Source organism: Micromonospora sp. WMMD975 (genome assembly GCF_029581215.1).
Taxonomy (GTDB): Bacteria; Actinomycetota; Actinomycetes; order Mycobacteriales; family Micromonosporaceae; genus Micromonospora.
Genome location: NZ_CP120739.1, coordinates 4,033,674 through 4,053,680, shown reverse-complemented (window position 1 = coordinate 4,053,680; position 20,007 = coordinate 4,033,674). Strand labels below are relative to the sequence as shown.

The following is a 20,007-nucleotide window of genomic DNA, read 5'->3' as shown; positions in this document are numbered from 1 at the left end:
CCGGTGGGCGAGCCCGACGCACCGGTCCGACCGGTCGCCGCCGACCTCGCCCGGTATGCCGGTCTCGCCGGGGCCGCGCTGCTCACCGCCGCCGGCTGGCTTGGCGGGGCACGGCCCGGCGCCCCGCCCCGGACCACGCTCGCCGGTCTCTGGCAGGCCCCGCACGGGCCGGCGACGTTCGGCTGCTGGCTGGTGGGGACGGTGCTGCTGGTGGGCGCCTGGTGGTCGCTGCGCTGGGGCGCCCCGTCGAGCCGGTGGGCGTACCTGACCGCCGGGCTCTGGGTGCTGCCGCTGCTGGCCGCGCCGCCGCTTGGCAGCCGCGACGTCTACTCGTACGTCTGCCAGGGCTGGACCTGGACGGAGGGTGCCAGCCCGTACCGGGTGGGGGTCGCCGCGGCCGGCTGCCCGTGGACCGACTCGGTGTCGCCGATCTGGCGGGACACCCCGGCGCCGTACGGGCCGTTCTTCGTCCTGCTGGCCGGCTTGGCGGTGCTCGCCGGTGGTGGCCTGGTCGGGGCGATCGTGCTGCTCCGGGTGGTCGCGGTGGCCGGGGTGCTGCTCGTCGCGTACTGCCTGCCCGGCCTGGCCCGGGCCGCCGGGGTGCCGGCCCGGCGGGCGGTGTGGCTGGTGCTTGCGTGCCCGCTTGTCGGCGTGCACCTGGTGGCCGGCGCGCACAACGACGCGCTGGCGCTCGGCCTGATCCTGGCCGGGCTGCTGGTCCTGTGCGGGCGGCCGGGCCGGCTCCGCGCGCTGCTGGTGGCCGGGGTGCTGCTGGGCCTGGCGGTCGCGGTGAAGGCGACCGCCGTGGTGGTGCTCCCGTTCGCGGCGCTCGCCGCCGTGTCCGGCCGCCACACCTGGCGGGCCCTGGTGCGCGACGGTGGCCGGCTGGCCGTGGTGGTGCTCGGCACGTTGCTCGTCGTCTCGCTCGCCACCGGTCTCGGGTTGGGCTGGGTGGGCGGCCTCGGCCACAGCGCCGACTCCCAGCAGTGGACGTCGCCGCCGACCGCTGTCGGCTTCGTGGTGGACTACGCCGGTGGGCTGGCCGGCCGCCACCCGCACGCGGTGCCGGTGACCCGGGCGGTCGGGCTGGTGCTGCTGGCGGGGGCGCTCGTCGTGCTCTGGTGGCGGGCGTGGACGGCGCTGCGCCGGCGCGACGACCCCGGTCCGGAGGCGGCCCGGCTGGAGGCGGCCCGGCTGGAGGAGACGGCCCGGACCCGGGTGGCGCTGCTCGGCGCCGGCCTGGCGCTCGCCGCCACCGTGCTGCTCGCCCCGGTCTTCCATCCCTGGTACGCGATCTGGCCGCTCGCCCTGCTCGCGGTGGCGGTGGCGTCGTTGGCCCGGACGGTCTGGTTCGTGGCGCCCTGCGCGGTGGCGTCGGGGCTCACGTTGCCGGACGGCACCAACCTGGCCCGGTTCACCAAGGCGCCCGGCGCGGTGCTGATGACCGTGCTTGTGGTGACCGTCCTGGCGGCCGGCGTCCGGGCCGGGCTGCGCCGCCGGCCCGCCACCCGCTGACCCGCCCGACCCGGCGGGCGAATCGGCGGGCGACGAACGCCCGGGGAAACGGCCGGGCCGGCCCCGCCATCGCGGAGCCGGCCCGGCCGGTGCTGACGAGCGTGCTCAGCAGTCGTAGTACATGGCGAACTCGTGCGGGGTCGGGCGCAGGCGCACCGGGTCGACCTCGTTGGCCCGCTTCCAGTCGATCCAGGTGGAGATCAGGTCCGGCGTGAACACGCCGCCGTCGAGCAGGTAGTCGTGGTCGGCCTCGAGCGAGTCGAGCACGGCCGGCAGCGAGCCGGGGACCTGCTTGACGTCGCCCCACTCCTCCGGGGGCAGGTCGTAGAGGTCCTTGTCGATCGGGGCCGGGGGCTCGATCTTGCTCTTGATGCCGTCGAGGCCGGCCATCATCATCGCGGAGAAGGCGAGGTAGACGTTGGCCGACGGGTCCGGGACGCGGAACTCGACGCGCTTGGCCTTGGGGTTGCTGCCGGTGACCGGGATGCGGGTGCAGGCGGAGCGGTTGCGCTGGGAGTAGACCAGGTTGACCGGCGCCTCGAAGCCCGGCACGAGTCGCCGGTAGGAGTTGATCGTGGGGTTGGTGAAGGCGAGCAGTGACGGGGCGTGGTGCAGGAGGCCGCCGATGTACCAGCGGGCGGTGTCGGAGAGGCCGGCGTAGCCGGTCTCGTCGTAGAACAGCGGCTCGCCGTTCAGCCAGAGGCTCTGGTGGGTGTGCATGCCGGAGCCGTTGTCACCGAAGAGCGGCTTGGGCATGAACGTGGCGGTCTTGCCGTTGGCCCACGCCTCGTTCTTCACGATGTACTTGAAGAGCTGGAGCTGGTCGCCGGCGTGCAGCAGGGTGGAGAACTTGTAGTTGATCTCCGCCTGGCCGGCGGTGCCGACCTCGTGGTGCGAGCGCTCCACCGTGAAGCCGGAGTCGACGAGCCGGCGCACGATCGAGTCGCGCAGGTCGGCGTAGTGGTCGACCGGCGGGACCGGGAAGTAGCCGCCCTTGTACGCGGTCTTGTAGCCGCGGTTGCCGCCCTCTTCCTCGCGGCCGGTGTTCCAGGCGCCCTCGATCGAGTCGATGTAGTAGAACGACTGGTTGGCCGAGGTCTCGTGGCGGATGGAGTCGAAGATGTAGAACTCCGCCTCCGCGCCGAAGTAGGCGGTGTCCGCGATGCCGCTGGCGGCGAGGTACGCCTCGGCCTTCTTCGCCACGTTGCGGGGGTCGCGCGAGTATGCCTCGCGGGTGAACGGGTCGTGGATGAAGAAGTTCAGCGCGAGGGTCTTCTGCGCGCGGAACGGGTCGATGAAGGCGGTGGCCACGTCCGGGAGCAGGAGCATGTCCGACTCGTGGATGGCCTGGAAGCCGCGGATCGACGAGCCGTCGAACGCGAGGCCGTCGGTGAAGACGCTGTCGTCGAAGGACTCGACCGGCAGGTTGAAGTGCTGCATCACGCCGGGCAGGTCACAGAAACGTACGTCGACGAACTTCACGTCCTCGTTCTTGAGGTATCGCAGGAGTTCCTCGGGATTGGCGAACACACGTCCTCCTGGCAGGTCCACTCCGGTGGCTGACTTTTGGCGACGCTATGGCCGGCCGGTTGCCCGGGGGTGTCCCCCCTGTTTCCGCCGTGTTACGTCGCTCGCGGAGCGTCAGCGCCCGTACCGTCTAATGGCATTCGGGTGTATTGTCGGATTTTTCGGTGAGTGCGGAGGCGGCGTTACCCTGGCCGCTGTGACCGATACCGCCGCCGCACCGGTGCCGCCCGCCACCGATCCCGCCTTCACGCCTCCCGGCCTCGGCCGCCGCTTCGGCGCGCTCGTCATCGACTGGGTGCTCTGCCTGCTGGTCGCTGGGTCCTTCGCCGACCCGGCCCGCGACGGCTGGCCGCCGGTCCTGGTGCTGATCCTGGAGTACGGCTTCTTCCTCGGCCTCTTCGCCCAGACCCCCGGCATGTACCTGACCCGGCTGCGCTGCGTGGCCTGGGCCGACGGCGGCCGGATCGGGCTCGCCCGGGCACTGCTGCGCGGGCTCCTGCTCGCCCTCGTCGTACCCGCCCTGATCATGGACCAGCACCGGCGCGGCCTGCACGACCGGCTCACCGGCGCGGTCGTCACCGACGCGCCCCGCCGCTGATCCACCCGACGGCAAAGGAGCCGGCTCCGCGGGGGACCGGCTCCTTCTTCCGCGTACGCCGAGAGTCAGCGCCCCCGCGTCTGCCGGAACGCGCCGCGCGGTGGCCGCATGTTCTTCGGCACCGCGCCCTTGGGCATCTGCGGTCGCGCGGTCAACGCCTTGAGCCGCTTGTCGAGGGCGTTCACGTCCTTCGGGGAGAGCGTGCGGGGCAGCCGCATCACGGTCATCCGCAGCTTGCGGACCGGCAGCTCACCCTCGCCCTGGCCGATCACGTAGTCGTGCAGCGGGGCCGAGCCGATCACCTTGGCCAGCCGGCGCTTCTCCTGCCCGAGCAGGCCCCGCACCCGCTGCGGGTTGCCCTCGGCCAGCAGGATCACGCCGGCGCGGCCCAGCACCAGGTGGATCATGTCCATCTGGGTGGTGGAGCTGACCGCCGGGGTGACCCGCCAGTCGCCGCGCATGCTCTCCATGATCTGCGCCGCCGCGCCCGGCTGCCCCTCGGCGGCGTTCATCATCGCCTTGTTGGACCGTAGGTTGAGCACGACCAGCAGGGCGAGCAGCGCGAGCAGGATGCCGACCGGCAGCCAGATCCAGCCCCAGGCGATCACCGCGACCACGGTGAGCGCGAGCGGGATCAGCACCGCCGCCGCGGCCAGCGGCGCGAACCACTTGTCCTGCTTGGCGGTGAACTTGAACACCATCCCGATCTGCTTCAGCCGCTGGCCGAACGAGACCTTCTCCTGGGGCTTTGCCATGCCGCAGAGTCTAGTGGTCGGCGCTCAACCCGTTGATCCGTGGCTGCCTCTTCCCGCGCCGCACCCGGCCCGCTCCTCCCGCGCCGCACCCGCGCCCGGCGTTCCGGCCCGCTCAGCGGCGGGGCAGGTAGATCCGCCAGCCGGCCACCGTGACCACGTCGAGCGCGCCCGGTTCGGGGCCGAGCCGCCGATCCAGCGTCGCGGCCAGCGGTGAGCCGTCCGGGGCCACCCAGGCCGCGTCCGGGTCCGCGGCCACCTCTTGCCGGTACGCCGGCAGCCGGTCGAAACCGGGGCGCAGGTGGTCGTCCACCACCGCGCAGACCACGTCCTCACCGGTGGCGAACGTGAGCCGGTTGCACGTCCAGTAGCCGCCCCGCACGTGCTGGACGCCGAGCGCGCCGAGCGTGTCGACGAGCGCCCGGTGCCGGTCGGCCTCGGCGTGCACGGCCGGCGCCGCCCGGATCACGTCCACCGTGGCGGCCGTCCCGGTCCCGAGCACCCCCGCCAGCACCAGGGCCGCCCCCACCCCGACTGCCGTCGCCTTGATCGACTCCGGTTCGGCGAAGTGGCGGTGTCCCGACTGGTCCGATACCGCCACCTCGCCGAGCTGGCGTCGCCTGCCGGGCCGGAGGGCGAGTCGGGCGGCGAGCGGGCGGGCGGCCTGCCACAGCGGCCAGAGCAGGGCGGGGACGGCGACCGCGAGGCAGGACAGGTAGCGGCCACTCTCGGCCGGCGTGCGCCCGGCCGCGTTGCTCGACGCGTACGCCGCCAGCACCGTCGCCGCGCCGACGAGCAGCGCCAACCGCACCCCCGCCGACACCCGGTCGGCCGCCGGACCGGCCCGACGGTTCGCGGGCAAGGCAGGCGGACCGACCCGACGCAGCACCCGCCACGCGGCCAGCCCGGCGAGCAGCAGCAGGACGGGGAAGGCGAGCGCCCACCACAGTTGCCACGGGGCGCAGTGCCCCGGCGAGCAGAAGCCCATGGCCAGCGGCGGGCCGATGACCAGACCGCCGTGCAACCGATCGGCCCACCCCGCCGCCGCCCCCGAGCCGCTCGCCGCGAGCACCGCGGTGAGCGGGTTGCGGCCGTGCCGGAGATTGTCGAGCACCATCGGGGCCATGCCCAGCAGCAGCGCGCCGGCCAGCACCGCCCCGGCCCGCCCGGCCAGCTCCCGCCGCCGCCACGCCACCAGCAGCGCGCCGAGCGTCAGCACGTACGGCAGGATCAGCGGGTCCACCCAGAGCAGCACGCCGGCGACCAGCCCCCACGCCGCCCAGCGGGGCAGCCGCGCGCCCGGTCCGCCGGTGCACAGCCCGACCGTGAGCAGCGACAGCGCCGCCCCGGCCGGGTTCAGCTCGGGATAGCCGCCGCCGGCGATGAGCTGGTTCTTCACCACCCGGTCCGCGCCCAGCGCGAGCACGGCGACGACGAGCAGGGCGTACCAGCGGTCGCCGCCGAGCCGGCGGGTGAGCCGCCAGGACAGCAGCAGGAAGAGCGCGTACAGGGCCAGGGTGGGCAGCCGCAGCGCGAGCACGGACGGCCCGGTGACCGCGATCAACGGCGCGGCCAGGTACGCCTCGAGCGTGCCCATGTAGGCCTGGCCGTAGAACCAGACCGGGAAGTCGACACCCCGGGCGATGTGCAGGGCGGCCAGCCCCATGGTTGCCTCGTCGCTGTTGCTCGGCGGCGCGTCGGCGAGCAGCAGCGCCAGCCGGTAGGCGATCCCGGCGGACCCGACGAGCAGGGCCAGCAGCGTCGGCAGCCGGGGACGCCGGGGCGTACGCGGGCGCTCGGCCTCGCGTGGCTCCTCGCGTACCCCGGCGGTCATGCCTGGGATCATGGCATCCGGCGGGTGGCCGGCGGCGGGCGACGCGGTCGGACGCCGGCCTCAGCCGGCGACGGCGACCTGCTCGCGGGCGGTGAGCGCCGCCTGGTAGAGACGGCCGGCGCGGTAGGACGAGCGGACCAGCGGGCCGCTCATCACGCCGGCGAAGCCGATCTCCTCGGCCTCCTCGCGCAGCTCGACGAACTCCTCCGGCTTGACCCAGCGGGTGACCGGGTGGTGCCGGGGGGAGGGGCGCAGGTACTGCGTGATGGTGATCAGCTCGCAGCCGGCGGAGTGCAGGTCGCGCAGCGCCTGGGAAACCTCGGCGCGCTCCTCGCCCATGCCGAGGATGAGGTTGCTCTTGGTGACCAGGCCGTCGGCGCGGGCCTGGCGGATCACGTCGAGGGACCGCTCGTAGCGGAACGCCGGGCGGATCCGCTTGAAGATGCGCGGCACGGTCTCCACGTTGTGCGCCAGTACCTCGGGTCGCGCGCCGAAGACCTCGGCGAGCTGCTCGGGCACCGCGTTGAAGTCGGGGATCAGCAGCTCGACGCCGCAACCGGAGCGCAGGGCGTGGATCTGCCGGACCGTCTCGGCGTAGAGCCAGGCGCCGCCGTCGGGCAGGTCGTCGCGGGCCACGCCGGTGATGGTCGCGTAGCGCAGGCCCATCGCGGCCACCGACTCGGCGACCCGGCGCGGCTCGTCGGCGTCGAACTCGGCCGGCTTGCCGGTGTCGATCTGGCAGAAGTCACAACGCCGGGTGCACTGGTCACCGCCGATGAGGAAGGTGGCCTCGCGGTCCTCCCAACACTCGTAGATGTTGGGGCAGCCGGCCTCCTGGCAGACCGTGTGCAGGCCCTCGCGCGAGACCAGCCCGCGCAACTCGGTGTATTCCGGGCCCATCTTGGCCTTGACCTTGATCCACGGCGGTTTGCGCTCGATCGGCGTCTCGGCGTTGCGCGCCTCGATCCGCAGCATGCGCCGCCCCTCCGGAGCGACTGTCGCGGTGGGCGCCGGCTGCTGAGTCGTCGGCGCGGAATGCTCGATCGTCACAAAATCGAGCCTACGCCGGTCGGCGGCGGTCGATGAACGTCGGGCGACCGCCGTCACCCCGGAAACGTTGTGACACCGGACACGACCAGCCAAAAAACCGGCGTCACACGCGGCGGTCGCGGTGCTAGCGTGCCCGGCAGAGCTGCGACGGAGCCGAGTAGCGGACCGACCCGCCAGCGCAGAGAGCCGCCGGTTGCTGCGAGGCGGTCTGGCGCCGGCCCGCGAAGACCCTCCCGAGCTGCGGGAAGAACAGCGCGTGTGGGTAAGGCGGGGCCCCTTCTTAACGCCTTTGGTAGAGGCGGGGCCCCCTATTAACACCCGCGCCCAGTAGAGCCCGCCCGGCTGGCCCCGGTGAAAAGGCGACGAAAGAGGCTCCCGCTCCGGCGGGGGCGAAGGTGTGGTGGCACCGCGAGGACCCGCTCGCCCACACCTCCCGGGGCTGAGGCGATGCTTCGCCGCCCGAGGGCGGCGAAGGCGTTGCGATTGACCAAGGAGGTAACCACCATGCAACGCATCCTGTCCTCCCAGCTCCCCGCCCACGTCGGCGCGACCGTCCAACTCGCCGGCTGGGTCCACCGCCGCCGGCTGCTCAAGGCGGTGGCGTTCCTGATCGTCCGGGACGCCGCCGGGCTCGCCCAGGTGGTGGTCGCCGCGCCCGACGTGCGCGCGCAGGTCGAGGCGCTCACCGAGGAGACCGTCGTCGAGGTGGTCGGCACGGTGGTCGCGAACCCCACCGCGCCCGCCGGGGTCGAGGTCGTCGAGCCGACGGTACGACCGCTCGGCCCGCCCGCCGTACCGCCGCCGTTCGACCTGTACCGGCCGGTGCTCACCGCGAGCCTGCCCACCCAGCTCGACCACGCGCCGACCGCGTTGCGCCACCCGACCCGGTCCGCCGCGCTGCGGATCTCGGCGGCGGCCGTGGCCGGGTTCCGCGCCACGCTCGACCGGCAGCGTTTCGTCGAGGTGCACACGCCGAAGGTGGTCGGCTCGTCCACCGAGAGCGGCGCGAACGTCTTCGCGCTGGACTGGTTCGGCCGCCCCGCCTTCCTGGCCCAGTCGCCGCAGTTCTACAAGCAGCTCATGGTGGGGGTCTTCGAGCGGGTGTACGAGGTGGGGCCGGTGTTCCGCGCCGAGCCGCACGACACGGTCCGGCACCTGGCCCAGTACACCTCGCTCGACGTCGAACTGGGCTTCGTGACCGACCACCGGGAGGTGATGGCGGTGCTGCGGGACACCCTCGCCGGGATGCTCGCGAGCGTCGTGGACCGGGCCGGCGGCGCGCTCGACACGCTCGGCGTGACCGTGCCGGAGGTGCCGGCCGAGATCCCGGCGGTGCACTTCATCGACGCGCTGACGATCGCCGGGGCGCCGGCCGACGAACCCGACCTGGCGCCGGCGCACGAGCGGGCGCTGGGGGAGTGGGCCCGAGCCGAGCACGGCAGCGACTTCCTGTTCGTCACCGGGTACCCGATGACGAAACGGCCCTTCTACACCCACCCGGACCCGGCTCGCCCGGCGTACTCCAACGGCTTTGACCTGCTGTTCCGGGGAATGGAGCTGGTCACCGGCGGGCAGCGGCTGCACCGGTACGCCGACTACCTGGCGGCCCTGGCGGCGCGGGGTGAGGCGGTGGAGCCGTACGCCGGGTATGTGGATGCGTTCCGGCACGGGATGCCGCCGCACGGCGGGTTCGCGATCGGCCTGGAGCGGTTCGTGGCCCGGTTGACCGGCGCGGCGAACGTCCGGGAGGTGACCGCGTTCCCGCGCGACCTGCACCGCCTCACCCCTTGAAGCGGTCCGGCCCGGGACACGCGTGTCCCGGGCCGGAGTCGCGCGGTCGGATCAGGTGAAGTTCACGTCACTGCACCACATGTACGCCTGGTCGAGGTGGGATGCCTGCCAGATGACGAAGAGGATGTGGTGTCCGGTGTAGCCGGAGGTGGAGACGTTGAAGCTGATGTTCTGCGACGGCGCGTACCGACCGGTCTGCGTGATGTAGTCGAGGTTGCCCCAGCCCAGCGTCTGGGTGGTCGGGTTGAACCCCTGCTTGCTCACGTAGACCTTGAAGTAGTCGGCGCCGTGGCTGGCCTGGTCGTACAGCTGCACGGTGAAGTTGCGGCCGATGTTGCTGGTCTTCCACGCCCCGGGCCGGTTCAGGCTGTCGTTGCGGGACAGGGCGTTGCTGCACAGTTGGCCGTCGGGGGTGCGGGCCTGGAACTGCCCGCCGAGGCCGTCGCGTAGGGCGCTCATCCAGTTCCACATGGTGTCGGCGTTGGCCTGGAACGCCTGCCAACACATCGGGTCCTGCTGCTGCATGGCCGGGTCGGTGTGGTGACTGCCCCAGGTCTGCCAGCACTTGTAGGCGCGGGTGGCCGGGCTGACGATCGTGCCGTGGGCCTGGGCCGCGCCGGGCACGGCGAGGATGCCGGCCAGCAGGGCGAGCGCCACGATCAGCGCGCGGACGGTTGATCGCGGTCGTCCGGATTGGTGGTGGGAACGCACGGTTACGTCCTCCTTCGGCGCATAGGATGGGAGTGGGAGCGCTTCCATACCCAGCGTCGCATTTGCGACACCAAATATCAATGATTGTCTATGTCTTTGTCCGAACTGAGGTGGATTCGCGCAGGTCAGGCGGGTCAGATCCGGGTCAGGGTCGGCAGGTGCCGCTCGACGACCGGCAGCACGTCGGCGACGGTGACCGGCCGGCCCAACTCGGCGGTGAGCGAGGTGACCCCGGCGTCGCGGATGCCGCATGGCACGATCCGGTCGAAGAAGCCCAGGTCGCAGTCGCAGTTGACAGAGAATCCGTGCAGCGTGACACCGCGGGCGACCCGGATGCCGATGGCGGCCACCTTGCGCGCCGGCCCCCGGTCGTCCTCCGGCACCCACACGCCGCTGCGCCCCTCGACCCGGCCGGCGGCCAGCCCGAACTCGGCGCAGACGTCGATCAGCAACTGCTCGGTGCGGCGCACGTACGCCACCACGTCGACCGGGTCGGGCAGGCGCACGATCGGGTAGCCGACGAGCTGCCCCGGACCGTGCCAGGTGATCTTGCCGCCGCGGTCCACGTCCACCACCGGGGTGCCGTCCACCGGCCGGTCCCACGGCTCGGTCCGCTTGCCGGCGGTGTAGACGCTCGGGTGCTCCAGCAGCAGCACCGTGTCGCCCTGCTCGCCGGTTACCACGGCCTCGTGCAGCCGGCGTTGCTCGTCCCAGGCGGCCTGGTAATCGAGCCGGCCGGCACGGACGGTGGTCAACCCGGAAGTCGTCACGCTCACCCGGCAAGCGTAGTCCCGCCGCCCGGCCCACCGACCCGTGACACTCGTCGCGCCCGCCACGGCGCCGGTCACGCCGCCGGCACCCGCCACAACCAGACGTCCTCGACCCGTTCGGGCGGGCCGAGCAGGGCGGTGGCGGTGCGCCGCAACGCCTCCTCGTCGACGTCGTACTTGGCGCCGTGCACCCGGTCGGCCAGTACCACCGCCCGCACCCCCCAGTAGCGCAGGTCGGCCCGGGACTCCGCGATGCTGCCCGCGGTGATGATCGGCACCAGCCCGGTGCTTCCGGCCTGGTCCATCAGGCTGTCGAAGGTGCGCGGCACCGGACCGATCCGGCCCCGGCCGTCCGGCCCGCCCGGGCCGAGGAAGAAGCCGGCCGGGATGCGGAACTCACCCTGCCGGTGGGCCAGCGCGTACGCCTGCCAGCGCTGCCCGTCCGGATAGACGTCGACGGTCAGTGGCAGCGGGGTGAGGACCCCGTCGGGCGGGACGTAGCGCTTCCAGGCCCCGCCGGTGATGAACTCAGGGACGGGCTCGCGGACGCTCGTGAGCAGCGGGGTGGGCAGCAACGGCAGCAGCGCGACGGCGAAGCCGACCACCCAGGCCGCGCCGCTCACCCGCCGCCGGGCCGGCCGGGCACGCTCGTCCGGACGGGGCGTCGGGGCGCGCAGCGTGTCGATCGCGTACGCCAGCAGCAGGCCGATCACCGGCGCGACGACCAGGGCCAGTCGGGACGGCAACGCCGCGTTGACCACCGGCAGGTTGTCCAGCACCCCGAACGGCAGCAACTGGTCGGTGCGTCGGCCGTTCCACTTGACCGTCGGCCCCCAGGACAGCACCGCGAAGACCACCGCCGTCACGCCGAGCGCGAGCAGGGTGGCCCGGAACGCCCGGTCCGCGCGCCGCCACAACAGGACGAAGCAGGCGACCGCGAGCAGCAGCAGCGGCACCCCGAAGAACGAGTTCTCCTCGGTCGGGTTGGGCGCCAGCGAGGTGCCGAACCCGGCCCAGCCGGCGAGCGACCGGCGCGGGTACGACAGGTACGCGGCGACGTCCTCGGAGTGGATCAGCGGGTCGAAGCCGGTGCCGTGGAACCGTTGCGGCCCGGCGAAGTGCAACCAGAGGGGGTACGCGAGCAGCACGCCGGCCACGAGCGCGGTCACCCCGAGCCCGGCCAGCATCCGGGGCAGCACGGCCCGCGCCTCCGCCCACCGGGCCGGGTGCGCCGCCCGGACCAGCAGGAACAGGGCGAGCGCCAGGGCGGTGAAGAACAGCCCCTCGGCGGCGATCGAGAAGGCGACCGCCACCAGGAGGCCGAGCACGATCCCGCCGGTGACCGCGCGGCCGGGCCGGCGCAGCCGGAACACGCCCCAGATGAGCAGCGGCACCAGCCAGCCGGCGGTCCAGTTCAGGTGCGCGTTGGCGTGCGACACCATGGCCGGGCAGTAGCCGATGAACAACGCGCCCACGCCGGCGGCCAGCCGGCTGCCGACCAGGTGCCGGCTGAGCAGCCAGTACCAGGCCACCGCCGTGGCGGCCAGGTTGAGCGTGAGGATGACCAGGAACGTCACGGGCGGTCCGACCAGGTACGTCAGCGGCGCGAAGACCGCCGCGTACACGGTGATCGAGGTGTTGACCGCGAGGTTCACCCCGTCCGGGACGTTGATCAGGTGGGTGAAGAACGGATTCTCGCCGTGGGTGAGCGCGTGCCCGCCGAACGCGAGCAGCCACTCGAACAGCGCCTGGTCGCTGGAGTTGACCGTGATCGTGCGGGTGTTCGGGTCCCGCCACATCCCGCTCGTCACCCAGAGCGCCAGCGCCAGCGCCGCGAGCGTCACCAGCAGGTCGGCGCGCCGGTCGCGGGCGGTGCGGGCGGGCGGCGGGGCGGTGACCGGGGACGGGGAGGACGGCACGCAGCGGACGTTACCAACCGGACCCGGGCACACCGCCCGGACGGTGAATGTGTGACCGACAGCCATTCCGGTGGATGAAACACGGACGTAACGTCGCGGCAACTCGGAGAGTGACTCAGTTCACATTCCATGATCGGGAGGTCCCGTGTCCCGCTCCTCATCCCTCATCGCCCGCCTCGCCGGGGCGGCGGCCGGGGTCGTCCTCGCCGCCGCCGGCGTCCTGGTCGCCGCGCTGCCCGCGCAGGCCGCCTCGCTGACCCAGGTCGGCGGATTCGGCTCCAACCCCGGCAACCTGACCATGTACGCCTACCGTCCGGACGGCCTGCCCGGCAACGCGCCCGCCGTGGTCCTGCTGCACGGCTGCACCCAGAACGCCGCCACCTACTTCGCCAACTCCGGCTGGCAGAAGTACGCCGACCAGTGGAAGTTCGCGCTGATCGTGGCGCAGCAACCAGCAGGCAACAACGCCAACTCCTGCTTCAACTTCTTCGAGACCGGGGACACCGCCCGCGGCCAGGGCGAGGCGCTGTCGATCAAGCAGATGGTCGACTACGCGAAGTCGAACTACGGCACCGACGCCGGCCGGGTCTACGTCAGCGGCCTCTCCGCCGGGGGCGCGATGAGCGCCGTCATGCTCGCCACCTACCCCGACGTGTTCGCCGCCGGCTCGATCATCGCCGGCATCCCGTACCGCTGCGCCACCAGCATGGTCAACGCGTTCAGCTGCATGAACCCGGGCGTGGACAAGACCCCCGCCCAGTGGGGGGACCTGGTCCGCGGTGCGTACGCCGGATATTCCGGAGCGCGCCCCCGGGTGGCCATCTGGCACGGCACCAGCGACTACACGGTGGCGACGGCGAACGCGACCGAGTCACGGGACCAGTGGACGAACGTGCTAGGCGTGTCGGCGACCCCGACCAGCACGTCCTCGCTGCCGGGCGGCACCAGCCTGGAGGTCTACGGCAACGACCGGGTCCGCCTCTACCGGGTCGCCGGCATGGGCCACGGCACCCCGGTCGACCCGGGCTCGGCCGCCGACCAGTGCGGCACCGCCGGGGCGTACTTCCTGGACACCATCTGCTCGACGTACCGGGACGCGATCTTCTTCGGTCTCGGAGGCGGCGGCGTCACGCCGAGCCCGACCCCGACGGCGACCGCGACCGCCTCACCCACCCCGACCGCGTCGCCCAGCACGTCCCCGACCACCGCGCCGGTCTGCGTCACCGCCAGCAACTACGCGCACGTCGCGGCCGGTCGGGCCTACCAGTCCGGCGGGTACGCCTACGCGCTGGGGAGCGGCCAGCGGATGGGCCTCTACAACGTCTTCTACACCACCACGCTGAAGCAGACCGCCCCCAGCTACTGGGTCATCAACTGCTGACAGATGCAAGGAGGGGCCCCCGCTTAACGCATTCTGCATAGGCGGGGCCCCCGCTTAACGCCCACCGGCTCAGCCGGCGAGGGCGACGCGCAGCGCGCCCGGCAGGTCCGGGTGCGTCCAGGTGAAACCGGCCTTGCCGAGCACCCCGGGCAGCACCCGGGTGCTGGTGAGCGCCTCGTGCGCGAACCCGCCGAGCGCCACCTTCAACGCCAACGCCGGAATCGGCATGATCGCCGGCCGGTGCAGCAGACGGGCCAGTTCGCGGGTGAACTCGGCGTTCGTGACAGGCGCCGGCCCGACCACGTTGACCGGACCGGCCACGTCGTCGCGGGCCAGCAGGAACGCCACCGCGTCCAGCCAGTCCGGCATCGAGATCCACGGCAGCCACTGCCGGCCGTTGCCCAGCTTGCCGCCGACACCCAGCCGGAACGGCAGCAGTTGCGGCTTGAGCAGGCCGCCGTCGCGGTGCAGCGGCAGCCCGGTGCGCAGCCGCACCACACGTACCCCGGCGTCCTCGGCCGGTCGGGTCGCGGCCTCCCAGACCCGGCAGACGTCGGCCAGGAACCCCTCACCCGCCGGCGCGTCCTCCTCCACGACGCGGTCACCGGTGTTGCCGTACCAGCCGACCGCGGACGAGTTGAGCAGTGCCGCCGGCCGATCCGCGGCCGGCAGGCCGGCGACCGTGATGGCGAGCGTGGTGGTGCTGTCCACCCGGCTGGTCCGGATCAGCTTCCGGTAGTCGTCGTTCCAACGCTTGTCGCCCACCCCCGCGCCGGCCAGGTTCACCACCGCGTCCGCGTCCGCGACCACCTGCGGGTCAAGCTGCGCGGCGGACGGATTCCACCGCCGTTCGTCCGGGGTGCGCGGCGCGCGGCGGACCAGACGGGTGACCTGATGGCCGTCCGCGGTGAGCCGGTCGACCAGTCGGGTGCCGAGGAAACCGGACGCGCCGGCCATGAGGATCCGCATGCTCACATCTTCGGGTACGCGGCGCGATCCGGATGCGTGGAGCGAAATCACTCACTCGTCACGCACGCACGGCTCTCTCCCGCCGGCGGGAGGTCAGTCGATCGGTCTGGCGACCGTGCGAACGGTGATCAGGTCGTCGAGCCCGACGAAGTCGGCCGGGTTGGTGGTGTAAAGGGGTAGGGCAGTGGTGTGCGCGACGGAGGCAATCATGAGGTCAGCGACCCGGCGTCGGGTGCCCCGTCCGGCAGCCCGCACGGCGGCGGAGACCAGGCCGAAGGCTCGTGCCGCCTCCGCGTCGAACGGAAGCGGCTCGAACGTCGACTCCACGTGCTGCAACACGCTCATGCGACGGGCCCGTTCGCGGGGATCGTCAGTGTGATGCGGGCCGGCTGAGAGTTCCGCCAAGGTGACTGCCGTGATCACCATTTCGTCGGGTAGCTCCGCCGCGCCCAACCTGCTCAGATGGATGACGATGTTCGTGTCGATCAAGCCGCGCTGGACACTGTCACCAGTCACGATTCAACAGATCCTGGTCGAACGTGGCATCGAGGTCAGCGCGGAGACGAGCCTCGTCAAGCCGGGGGGCGCTGGCGAAGGCCGCAAGCACCTCGGCGCGAGGCACGAAGGTGCGCCGTCGGATCGGGATCAGCCGCCCGATCGGCGTTCCGTTGCGGGTGATCGTGAAGGACTCGCCGCGCTCAACTCCGCGCATGATGGCGCCGGAGTCGTTTCGCAGCTCGCGTTGGGTGATCTCCCGATGGGCATGCTCAGGCATGTCGTCAGCGTAATGAAAAGTGCTACGGTGTGCTACGTGCTGCGCCGTGTGAACACCCGATCTGATCCCGCGCTGCACGAGGTCGGCAGCCGCGCACGCACACAACCGCCGCCGCCCGCGATCGTGTTCGACGCGCTCACCGACCCCGACCGGGATCCCGCCCGCCCCTGGCTGGTGCTACTCGACGACGAGCAGCGGCCCCGGGTGCTGGAGGCCGCGTACCCGGAGTTGGTCGTCTGGTCGTCGCTCTGGCCCCGCCGGCCGGACGCCCGGGTGCGGTTCGAGCTTGCGTCCGACGGCCGGGCCGGCAGCCTCGTGCGTTGGCGGCTGCTGGTGGCCGAACCGCTGCCCGACGGCTCGCTCCTCGGCCACCTGCGCAAGCGGCTCAACCGGCTGATCAACGCCGAGCTGCGCTACACCTTCGGCCAGTAGGCGTACGCGAGGCCGGTCGTCCTCATTCCCCGGTGCGGCCGTCGATGGCCTCGCGCATGATGTCGGCCTGGCCCAGGTGCCGGGCGTACTCGTCGATCATGTGGGTGAGCACCCACCGCAGCGATCGTTCGGCTCCGGTGCCCGGGGTACGGCCGACCGTGTCCAGCGAGCGGGTGGCCGCGATCCGCCGGGACGCGGCCACCTCCTCCCGCCAGAGCGCGAACGTGCCCGGGCCGGTGGCGTCGGCGACGTCGTGGAACGGCGCGTCGAAGTCGTCGGTCAGGTCGAACAGGTCACCGGGGGAGGTGCCGGCGATTACGGCCTGGAAGTACCAGCGTTCGACAGTCGCCAGGTGCCGGACCAGGCCGAGCAGCGACAACGCGGACGACGGCACCGGCCGCGACCGCAACTGCTCGTCGGACAGGCCGTCGCACTTGCGCACCAGGGCATCCCGCTGGAAGTCCAGGAACGCGTCGAGCAGGGTCCGTTCGTCTGCCGTCGGCGGCAGGGCGAAGCGCCGGTCGGACGTCTCCGGCGCGACACTCACGCGGTCGCCGGAGCGGTGCGCAGGTCCGCGAGGAGGCGCTCCACCTCGGCGAACGCCGCCTGCGGCAGAGGCCCGTACGCAAGCGCGCCCAGGTTCTCCTCGGCCTGGCCGACGGTGCGGCAGCCGGGGATGGGCAGGGTCTGCGGGCTGCGGGCGAGAAGCCAACCCAGCGCGCCCTGGGCGAGGGTGCGGCCGTCGGCGGTGAGCGTCTCGCGGACCCGGGCCACCCGGTCGGCCCACTCGGCGCGCGGCACCCCACCGGCGAACCAGGTCAGCCACTCGGGCGCCACCCCGCGCACGTCGTCGCCGCCCCGGGCGGCCGGCGCGTCCTGGTACTTGGCGGTGAGCAGGCCCATCGCCAGCGGCCCCCGGTTGAGGCTGGCCAGGTCGAACTCCTCGCAGACCGCGAGCATCGCCGCGTTGTCCCGCAGCACCGACTGGTCGTGCTGGATCGCCGTGCAGTGCGGAGCCGCCTCCGCGAACGCCCGCGCCGACGCCGGGTCGTCGGTGCTCCAGCCGTACGCCCGGATCTTGCCCTCGGTGACCAGGCCCTCAAGCGTCTCCACCAGGTCCAACGCCTGCGGCACCGGCAGGCCGCCCAGGTGCAGCTGGTAGAGGTCGACGTGGTCGGTGCCGAGCCGGCGCAGCGAACCTTCCACGCTGCGACGCGCGTAGTCGGGAGTGCCGTCCTCACCGGCGGCCTGCCGGGTCTCCTCGTCCGTGGGGTAGCCGAACTTGGTGGCGATCACCGCCTGCTCCCGGCGACCGGCGAGCGCGCGGCCGAGCACCCGCTCGCTGTGCCCCGCCCCGTAGTTGCTGGAGGTGTCGAAGAGGGTCGCGCCCAGGTCGAGCGCCCGGTGGACGGTGCGGACCGACTCGTCGTCGTCCACCTCGCCCCAGCCGAGCGGCTGCTCACCGGCCCAGAGCGGGCCGCCGATCGCCCAGCAGCCCATGCCGATGGCGCTGACCTCGATGCCGCTGCGGCCCAACCGTCGTGTCGTCGTCATGATCCCAGTGTCCTATCTAGAGTGCGCTCGAAGTCCAGTCGTTTCCGGCGAACGTAAGGAGGGGCCCCCGCTTAACGCATGTGGTAGAGGCGGGGGCCCCGCTTAACAACGTCAGACCGCGTCGAGGCGCGCCAGGGCCTCGGGGGAGAGGCGGAGCGCGGCGGCGGCGACGTTCTGCTCCAGGTGCGCCGGGTCGCCGGTGCCGGGGATGGCCAGCACGTTCGGGCCGCGGCTCAGCACCCAGGCCAGCCGGACCTGGGCCGCGCTGACGCCGTGCTCCCGCGCCACCGCCAGCACCTCCGGGTGCTCCTCGCCGGTCGCCCCGGCCTCCCGCCCGCTGGTGACGATGGAGAAGAACGGCACGAACGCGGTGCCGTGCGCGGCGCAGTCCCGGATCAGCTCGTCGTGGCTCCGGCGGTAGCCGAGACCGTACGAGTTCTGCACGCACACCACCGGCGCGATGGTCCGCGCCTCGGCGACCTGGTGCGCGCGCACCGCGGAGACGCCGAGGTGCCGGATCAGCCCGGCGTCGACCAGCTCGGCGAGCGCGCCGAAGTGCTCGGCCAGCGGCTCCGGCCCGTACACCCGGAGGTTCACCACGTCGAGATGGTCCCGGCCGAGCTGGCGCAGGTTCTCCTCGACCTGGCCGCGCAGTTGCTCCGGCCGCGCCATCGGCAGCCACTCGCCGGACGGGTCCCGGCCCGGCCCGACCTTGGTGACGATGACCAGATCCTCCGGGTACGGCGACAGCGCCCGGTTGACCAACTCGTTGGCCGAGCGCAGCGGCGAGAAGTAGAACGCGGCCGTGTCGATGTGGTTGACGCCCAGCTCGACCGCGCGGCGCAGCACGGCGACGGCCCGGTCCCGGTCGCTGGGGCCGCCGTCGGCGTTCGCGGTCAGTCGCATCGCGCCGAGGCCCATCCGGTTGACGGTCCGGTCGCCGAGCTGCCAGGTGCCGGCCGCGCCGGCGGAAACGGTGTCGATGGTCATGCGGGTCCCCGTTCCTCGCGAAAGCCCCACGGTGGGGCCGGGAGGTCACACGCGGCACCCGGGCAGCCGGTTCAACGCCGCGGCGGTCACTCGCCTTCATCACGGTCGTCGGGCTGCTCGTGCCAGCGGGCGCGCCAGGCCGCTTCGTGCGCCTCGTGGCTGGCCCGTTCCTCGAAGACCAGCTTGCGCAGCGCACGCCGGCCCTCATCGAAGACGATCACCTCGGCCGCCACCATACCCACCGCGATGACGGTCAGCAGCCCCATCGCGACCAGGCCCGGCACCCGCTGCGCGACGGGGACGGCCGCGCCGAGCAGCAGCACCGTCACGACCCGGGTCCAGCTCAGCGTGCGTAGCGTCCGCGCCTGGAACAGCATGTTGCCGCAGATGTAGCCGGCCACCCCGCCGAAGAGCAGCGGCACGGCCGGTCCGTGCGCGGGCTCGCTCGGGGGTACGTCGGGACTGGCGATGTCGTGCACGATCATCTCGGCGCCGAGCGCGAACAGGATGATGCCCGCGATCATCGGCAGGAACAGGTACGCGTACGCGTCCCGGGCCATCGCCACCCGTGGCCCGTCCCGGGCGGCGTGCAGCGCGATCCGGGCGGCCGGCCCGACCATGTCGTAGTGCGCCCACCAGAGCGCGGCGGTGAAGAAGATGCCGAGCACCGCCGCCACCACGGCCGGCCAGGTGGGCGGCTGGCCGAGCAGGTTGCTGCCGACGCCGACCGAGATGACCGACTCACCCAGCGCGATGATCAGGATGAGGTCGTACCGCTCCGTCCAGTGTTCGGCGGAGGCGACGCCCCAGCCCCAGGTGCCGGCGAGGAGCCCGGTGCCGTACTGGAGCAGGACGACGGTCGCCCACAACCCGTCACGGACCACGGCCGCCGACGTGAGACCGTCGATCTTCGGCGGCACCAGCGCGGCGACCAGCAGGAGTACGGTGCTGCCGACCACCTCCGGGCCGAACCGGATCAGTTGCCGGTGCTCGTCCGGGCTGTCCCGCACGGCGTGCCGGTAGAGCAGCAGGTGCACCAGCCGCAGCACGGTGTAGCTGATCGCGGCGACGATCGGCCCGGCGTCGTTGCCGCGCGGGTCCCGGAACGCGTTCGGCAGCGACAGCGCGAACGTGAACAACGCGGCCATGCCGACCGTCATGAGCACCGGGACGAAACCCTCGCCGAGCCGGACCCGGGTGGCCACCACGCTGTGCACCACCCACGACCACCAGAGCACGGCGAGGACCAGCAGGGCGTGCAGCAGGGCGCCGCCGCTCACCTGGAGCGCGGTGGCCCGGGTGATGATGAAGAACGAGAAGACGAAGACCAGGTCGAAGAAGATCTCGAACCGGTCGACCCGGGCGCCCGGGGCCACCGGCACCGCCGGCCCGAGGCGCCCCCGCCACCCGTACCCGCCCACCGGCCGAGTCTGTCAGCG

19 protein-coding genes are annotated in these 20,007 nt (G+C 72.7%); 5 read left to right on the top strand and 14 right to left on the bottom strand.

Features of this window, described 5'->3' with window-relative positions; translation table 11 throughout:
* The first annotated feature begins 3 nt into the window (after positions 1–3).
* Complete coding sequence (gene mptB / locus O7613_RS17505) at positions 4–1,515, top strand: polyprenol phosphomannose-dependent alpha 1,6 mannosyltransferase MptB (RefSeq protein ID WP_282289319.1); 1,512 nt, start codon at positions 4–6, stop codon at positions 1,513–1,515.
* Between the two features lie 105 nt (positions 1,516–1,620).
* Here the strand turns inward: mptB and glnA are convergent, their stop codons facing one another.
* Complete coding sequence (gene glnA, locus O7613_RS17500; RefSeq protein ID WP_281587332.1) at positions 1,621–3,045, bottom strand: type I glutamate--ammonia ligase; 1,425 nt, start codon at positions 3,043–3,045, stop codon at positions 1,621–1,623.
* Between the two features lie 193 nt (positions 3,046–3,238).
* Between glnA and O7613_RS17495 the strand changes: the two genes are divergently transcribed.
* Positions 3,239–3,640, top strand: a complete 402-nt coding sequence (locus O7613_RS17495; protein ID WP_348775379.1) for an RDD family protein — start codon at positions 3,239–3,241, stop codon at positions 3,638–3,640.
* Positions 3,641–3,705: 65 nt separating this feature from the next.
* Here O7613_RS17495 and O7613_RS17490 read toward each other — a convergent pair whose 3' ends face one another.
* The 3 genes from O7613_RS17490 to lipA form a co-directional block, all read right to left on the bottom strand.
* Positions 3,706–4,395 (bottom strand): DUF4191 domain-containing protein, encoded by a 690-nt coding sequence (locus O7613_RS17490; RefSeq protein ID WP_281587333.1) that lies wholly within the window; start codon positions 4,393–4,395, stop codon positions 3,706–3,708.
* 112 nt (positions 4,396–4,507) lie between these two features.
* Entirely contained in the window at positions 4,508–6,226 is a 1,719-nt protein-coding gene (locus O7613_RS17485; protein WP_282289318.1) for a DUF423 domain-containing protein, read from the bottom strand.
* Positions 6,227–6,286: 60 nt separating this feature from the next.
* On the bottom strand, positions 6,287–7,333 hold the full coding sequence (lipA, locus tag O7613_RS17480; protein ID WP_282289317.1) for a lipoyl synthase: 1,047 nt from the start codon (positions 7,331–7,333) through the stop codon (positions 6,287–6,289).
* 447 nt (positions 7,334–7,780) lie between these two features.
* Between lipA and aspS the strand changes: the two genes are divergently transcribed.
* On the top strand, positions 7,781–9,067 hold the full coding sequence (aspS, locus tag O7613_RS17475; RefSeq protein WP_282289316.1) for an aspartate--tRNA(Asn) ligase: 1,287 nt from the start codon (positions 7,781–7,783) through the stop codon (positions 9,065–9,067).
* A 51-nt stretch (positions 9,068–9,118) separates the two neighbouring features.
* Here the strand turns inward: aspS and O7613_RS17470 are convergent, their stop codons facing one another.
* The 3 genes from O7613_RS17470 to O7613_RS17460 form a co-directional block, all read right to left on the bottom strand.
* On the bottom strand, positions 9,119–9,778 hold the full coding sequence (locus O7613_RS17470) for a lytic polysaccharide monooxygenase (protein ID WP_282289315.1): 660 nt from the start codon (positions 9,776–9,778) through the stop codon (positions 9,119–9,121).
* Positions 9,779–9,912: 134 nt separating this feature from the next.
* Entirely contained in the window at positions 9,913–10,554 is a 642-nt protein-coding gene (lipB, locus tag O7613_RS17465) for a lipoyl(octanoyl) transferase LipB (protein ID WP_282289314.1), read from the bottom strand.
* A 68-nt stretch (positions 10,555–10,622) separates the two neighbouring features.
* The gene (locus tag O7613_RS17460; RefSeq protein WP_282289313.1) at positions 10,623–12,467 is read right to left on the bottom strand and encodes a DUF2079 domain-containing protein; all 1,845 of its coding nucleotides are present in this window, start codon (positions 12,465–12,467) and stop codon (positions 10,623–10,625) included.
* Positions 12,468–12,612: 145 nt separating this feature from the next.
* On the opposite strand from O7613_RS17460, the gene O7613_RS17455 reads away from it, so the two are divergent.
* Positions 12,613–13,848, top strand: a complete 1,236-nt coding sequence (locus O7613_RS17455) for a PHB depolymerase family esterase (protein WP_282289312.1) — start codon at positions 12,613–12,615, stop codon at positions 13,846–13,848.
* Positions 13,849–13,917: 69 nt separating this feature from the next.
* Here the strand turns inward: O7613_RS17455 and O7613_RS17450 are convergent, their stop codons facing one another.
* The 3 genes from O7613_RS17450 to O7613_RS17440 all read right to left on the bottom strand — a co-directional run bounded on the left by O7613_RS17450 (position 13,918) and on the right by O7613_RS17440 (position 15,592).
* Positions 13,918–14,817 (bottom strand): TIGR01777 family oxidoreductase, encoded by a 900-nt coding sequence (locus tag O7613_RS17450; RefSeq protein ID WP_282289311.1) that lies wholly within the window; start codon positions 14,815–14,817, stop codon positions 13,918–13,920.
* Between the two features lie 93 nt (positions 14,818–14,910).
* Complete coding sequence (locus tag O7613_RS17445) at positions 14,911–15,333, bottom strand: type II toxin-antitoxin system VapC family toxin (protein WP_281587342.1); 423 nt, start codon at positions 15,331–15,333, stop codon at positions 14,911–14,913.
* Complete coding sequence (locus O7613_RS17440) at positions 15,323–15,592, bottom strand: type II toxin-antitoxin system prevent-host-death family antitoxin (RefSeq protein ID WP_281587343.1); 270 nt, start codon at positions 15,590–15,592, stop codon at positions 15,323–15,325. Before O7613_RS17440 ends, O7613_RS17445 begins: the two co-directional genes overlap by 11 nt.
* Before the next feature lie 36 nt (positions 15,593–15,628).
* On the opposite strand from O7613_RS17440, the gene O7613_RS17435 reads away from it, so the two are divergent.
* On the top strand, positions 15,629–16,024 hold the full coding sequence (locus O7613_RS17435) for a hypothetical protein (RefSeq protein WP_282289310.1): 396 nt from the start codon (positions 15,629–15,631) through the stop codon (positions 16,022–16,024).
* Between the two features lie 22 nt (positions 16,025–16,046).
* On the opposite strand, the gene O7613_RS17430 is transcribed toward O7613_RS17435, so the two are convergent.
* The 4 genes from O7613_RS17430 to O7613_RS17415 all read right to left on the bottom strand — a co-directional run bounded on the left by O7613_RS17430 (position 16,047) and on the right by O7613_RS17415 (position 19,989).
* Entirely contained in the window at positions 16,047–16,571 is a 525-nt protein-coding gene (locus tag O7613_RS17430) for a DinB family protein (RefSeq protein ID WP_282289309.1), read from the bottom strand.
* Positions 16,568–17,578, bottom strand: coding sequence for an aldo/keto reductase (locus O7613_RS17425; RefSeq protein WP_282289308.1), 1,011 nt, complete (start codon positions 17,576–17,578; stop codon positions 16,568–16,570). Before O7613_RS17425 ends, O7613_RS17430 begins: the two co-directional genes overlap by 4 nt.
* Before the next feature lie 111 nt (positions 17,579–17,689).
* Positions 17,690–18,568 (bottom strand): oxidoreductase, encoded by an 879-nt coding sequence (locus O7613_RS17420; RefSeq protein WP_282289307.1) that lies wholly within the window; start codon positions 18,566–18,568, stop codon positions 17,690–17,692.
* Positions 18,569–18,654: 86 nt separating this feature from the next.
* Positions 18,655–19,989, bottom strand: coding sequence for a low temperature requirement protein A (locus O7613_RS17415; protein ID WP_282289306.1), 1,335 nt, complete (start codon positions 19,987–19,989; stop codon positions 18,655–18,657).
* Positions 19,990–20,007 lie beyond the last annotated feature (18 nt).

What these genes read in the sequence shown, in the direction of transcription:
- O7613_RS17490 (WP_281587333.1), bottom strand. Translation starts at nt 4,395, where the DNA reads ATGGCAAAGCCCCAGGAGAAGGTCTCGTTCGGCCAGCGGCTGAAGCAG.
- O7613_RS17485 (WP_282289318.1), bottom strand. Translation starts at nt 6,226, where the DNA reads ATGACCGCCGGGGTACGCGAGGAGCCACGCGAGGCCGAGCGCCCGCGT.
- aspS (WP_282289316.1), top strand. Translation starts at nt 7,781, where the DNA reads ATGCAACGCATCCTGTCCTCCCAGCTCCCCGCCCACGTCGGCGCGACC.
- O7613_RS17450 (WP_282289311.1), bottom strand. Translation starts at nt 14,817, where the DNA reads ATGCGGATCCTCATGGCCGGCGCGTCCGGTTTCCTCGGCACCCGACTG.
- O7613_RS17440 (WP_281587343.1), bottom strand. Translation starts at nt 15,592, where the DNA reads ATGCCTGAGCATGCCCATCGGGAGATCACCCAACGCGAGCTGCGAAAC.
- O7613_RS17425 (WP_282289308.1), bottom strand. Translation starts at nt 17,578, where the DNA reads ATGACGACGACACGACGGTTGGGCCGCAGCGGCATCGAGGTCAGCGCC.
- O7613_RS17420 (WP_282289307.1), bottom strand. Translation starts at nt 18,568, where the DNA reads ATGACCATCGACACCGTTTCCGCCGGCGCGGCCGGCACCTGGCAGCTC.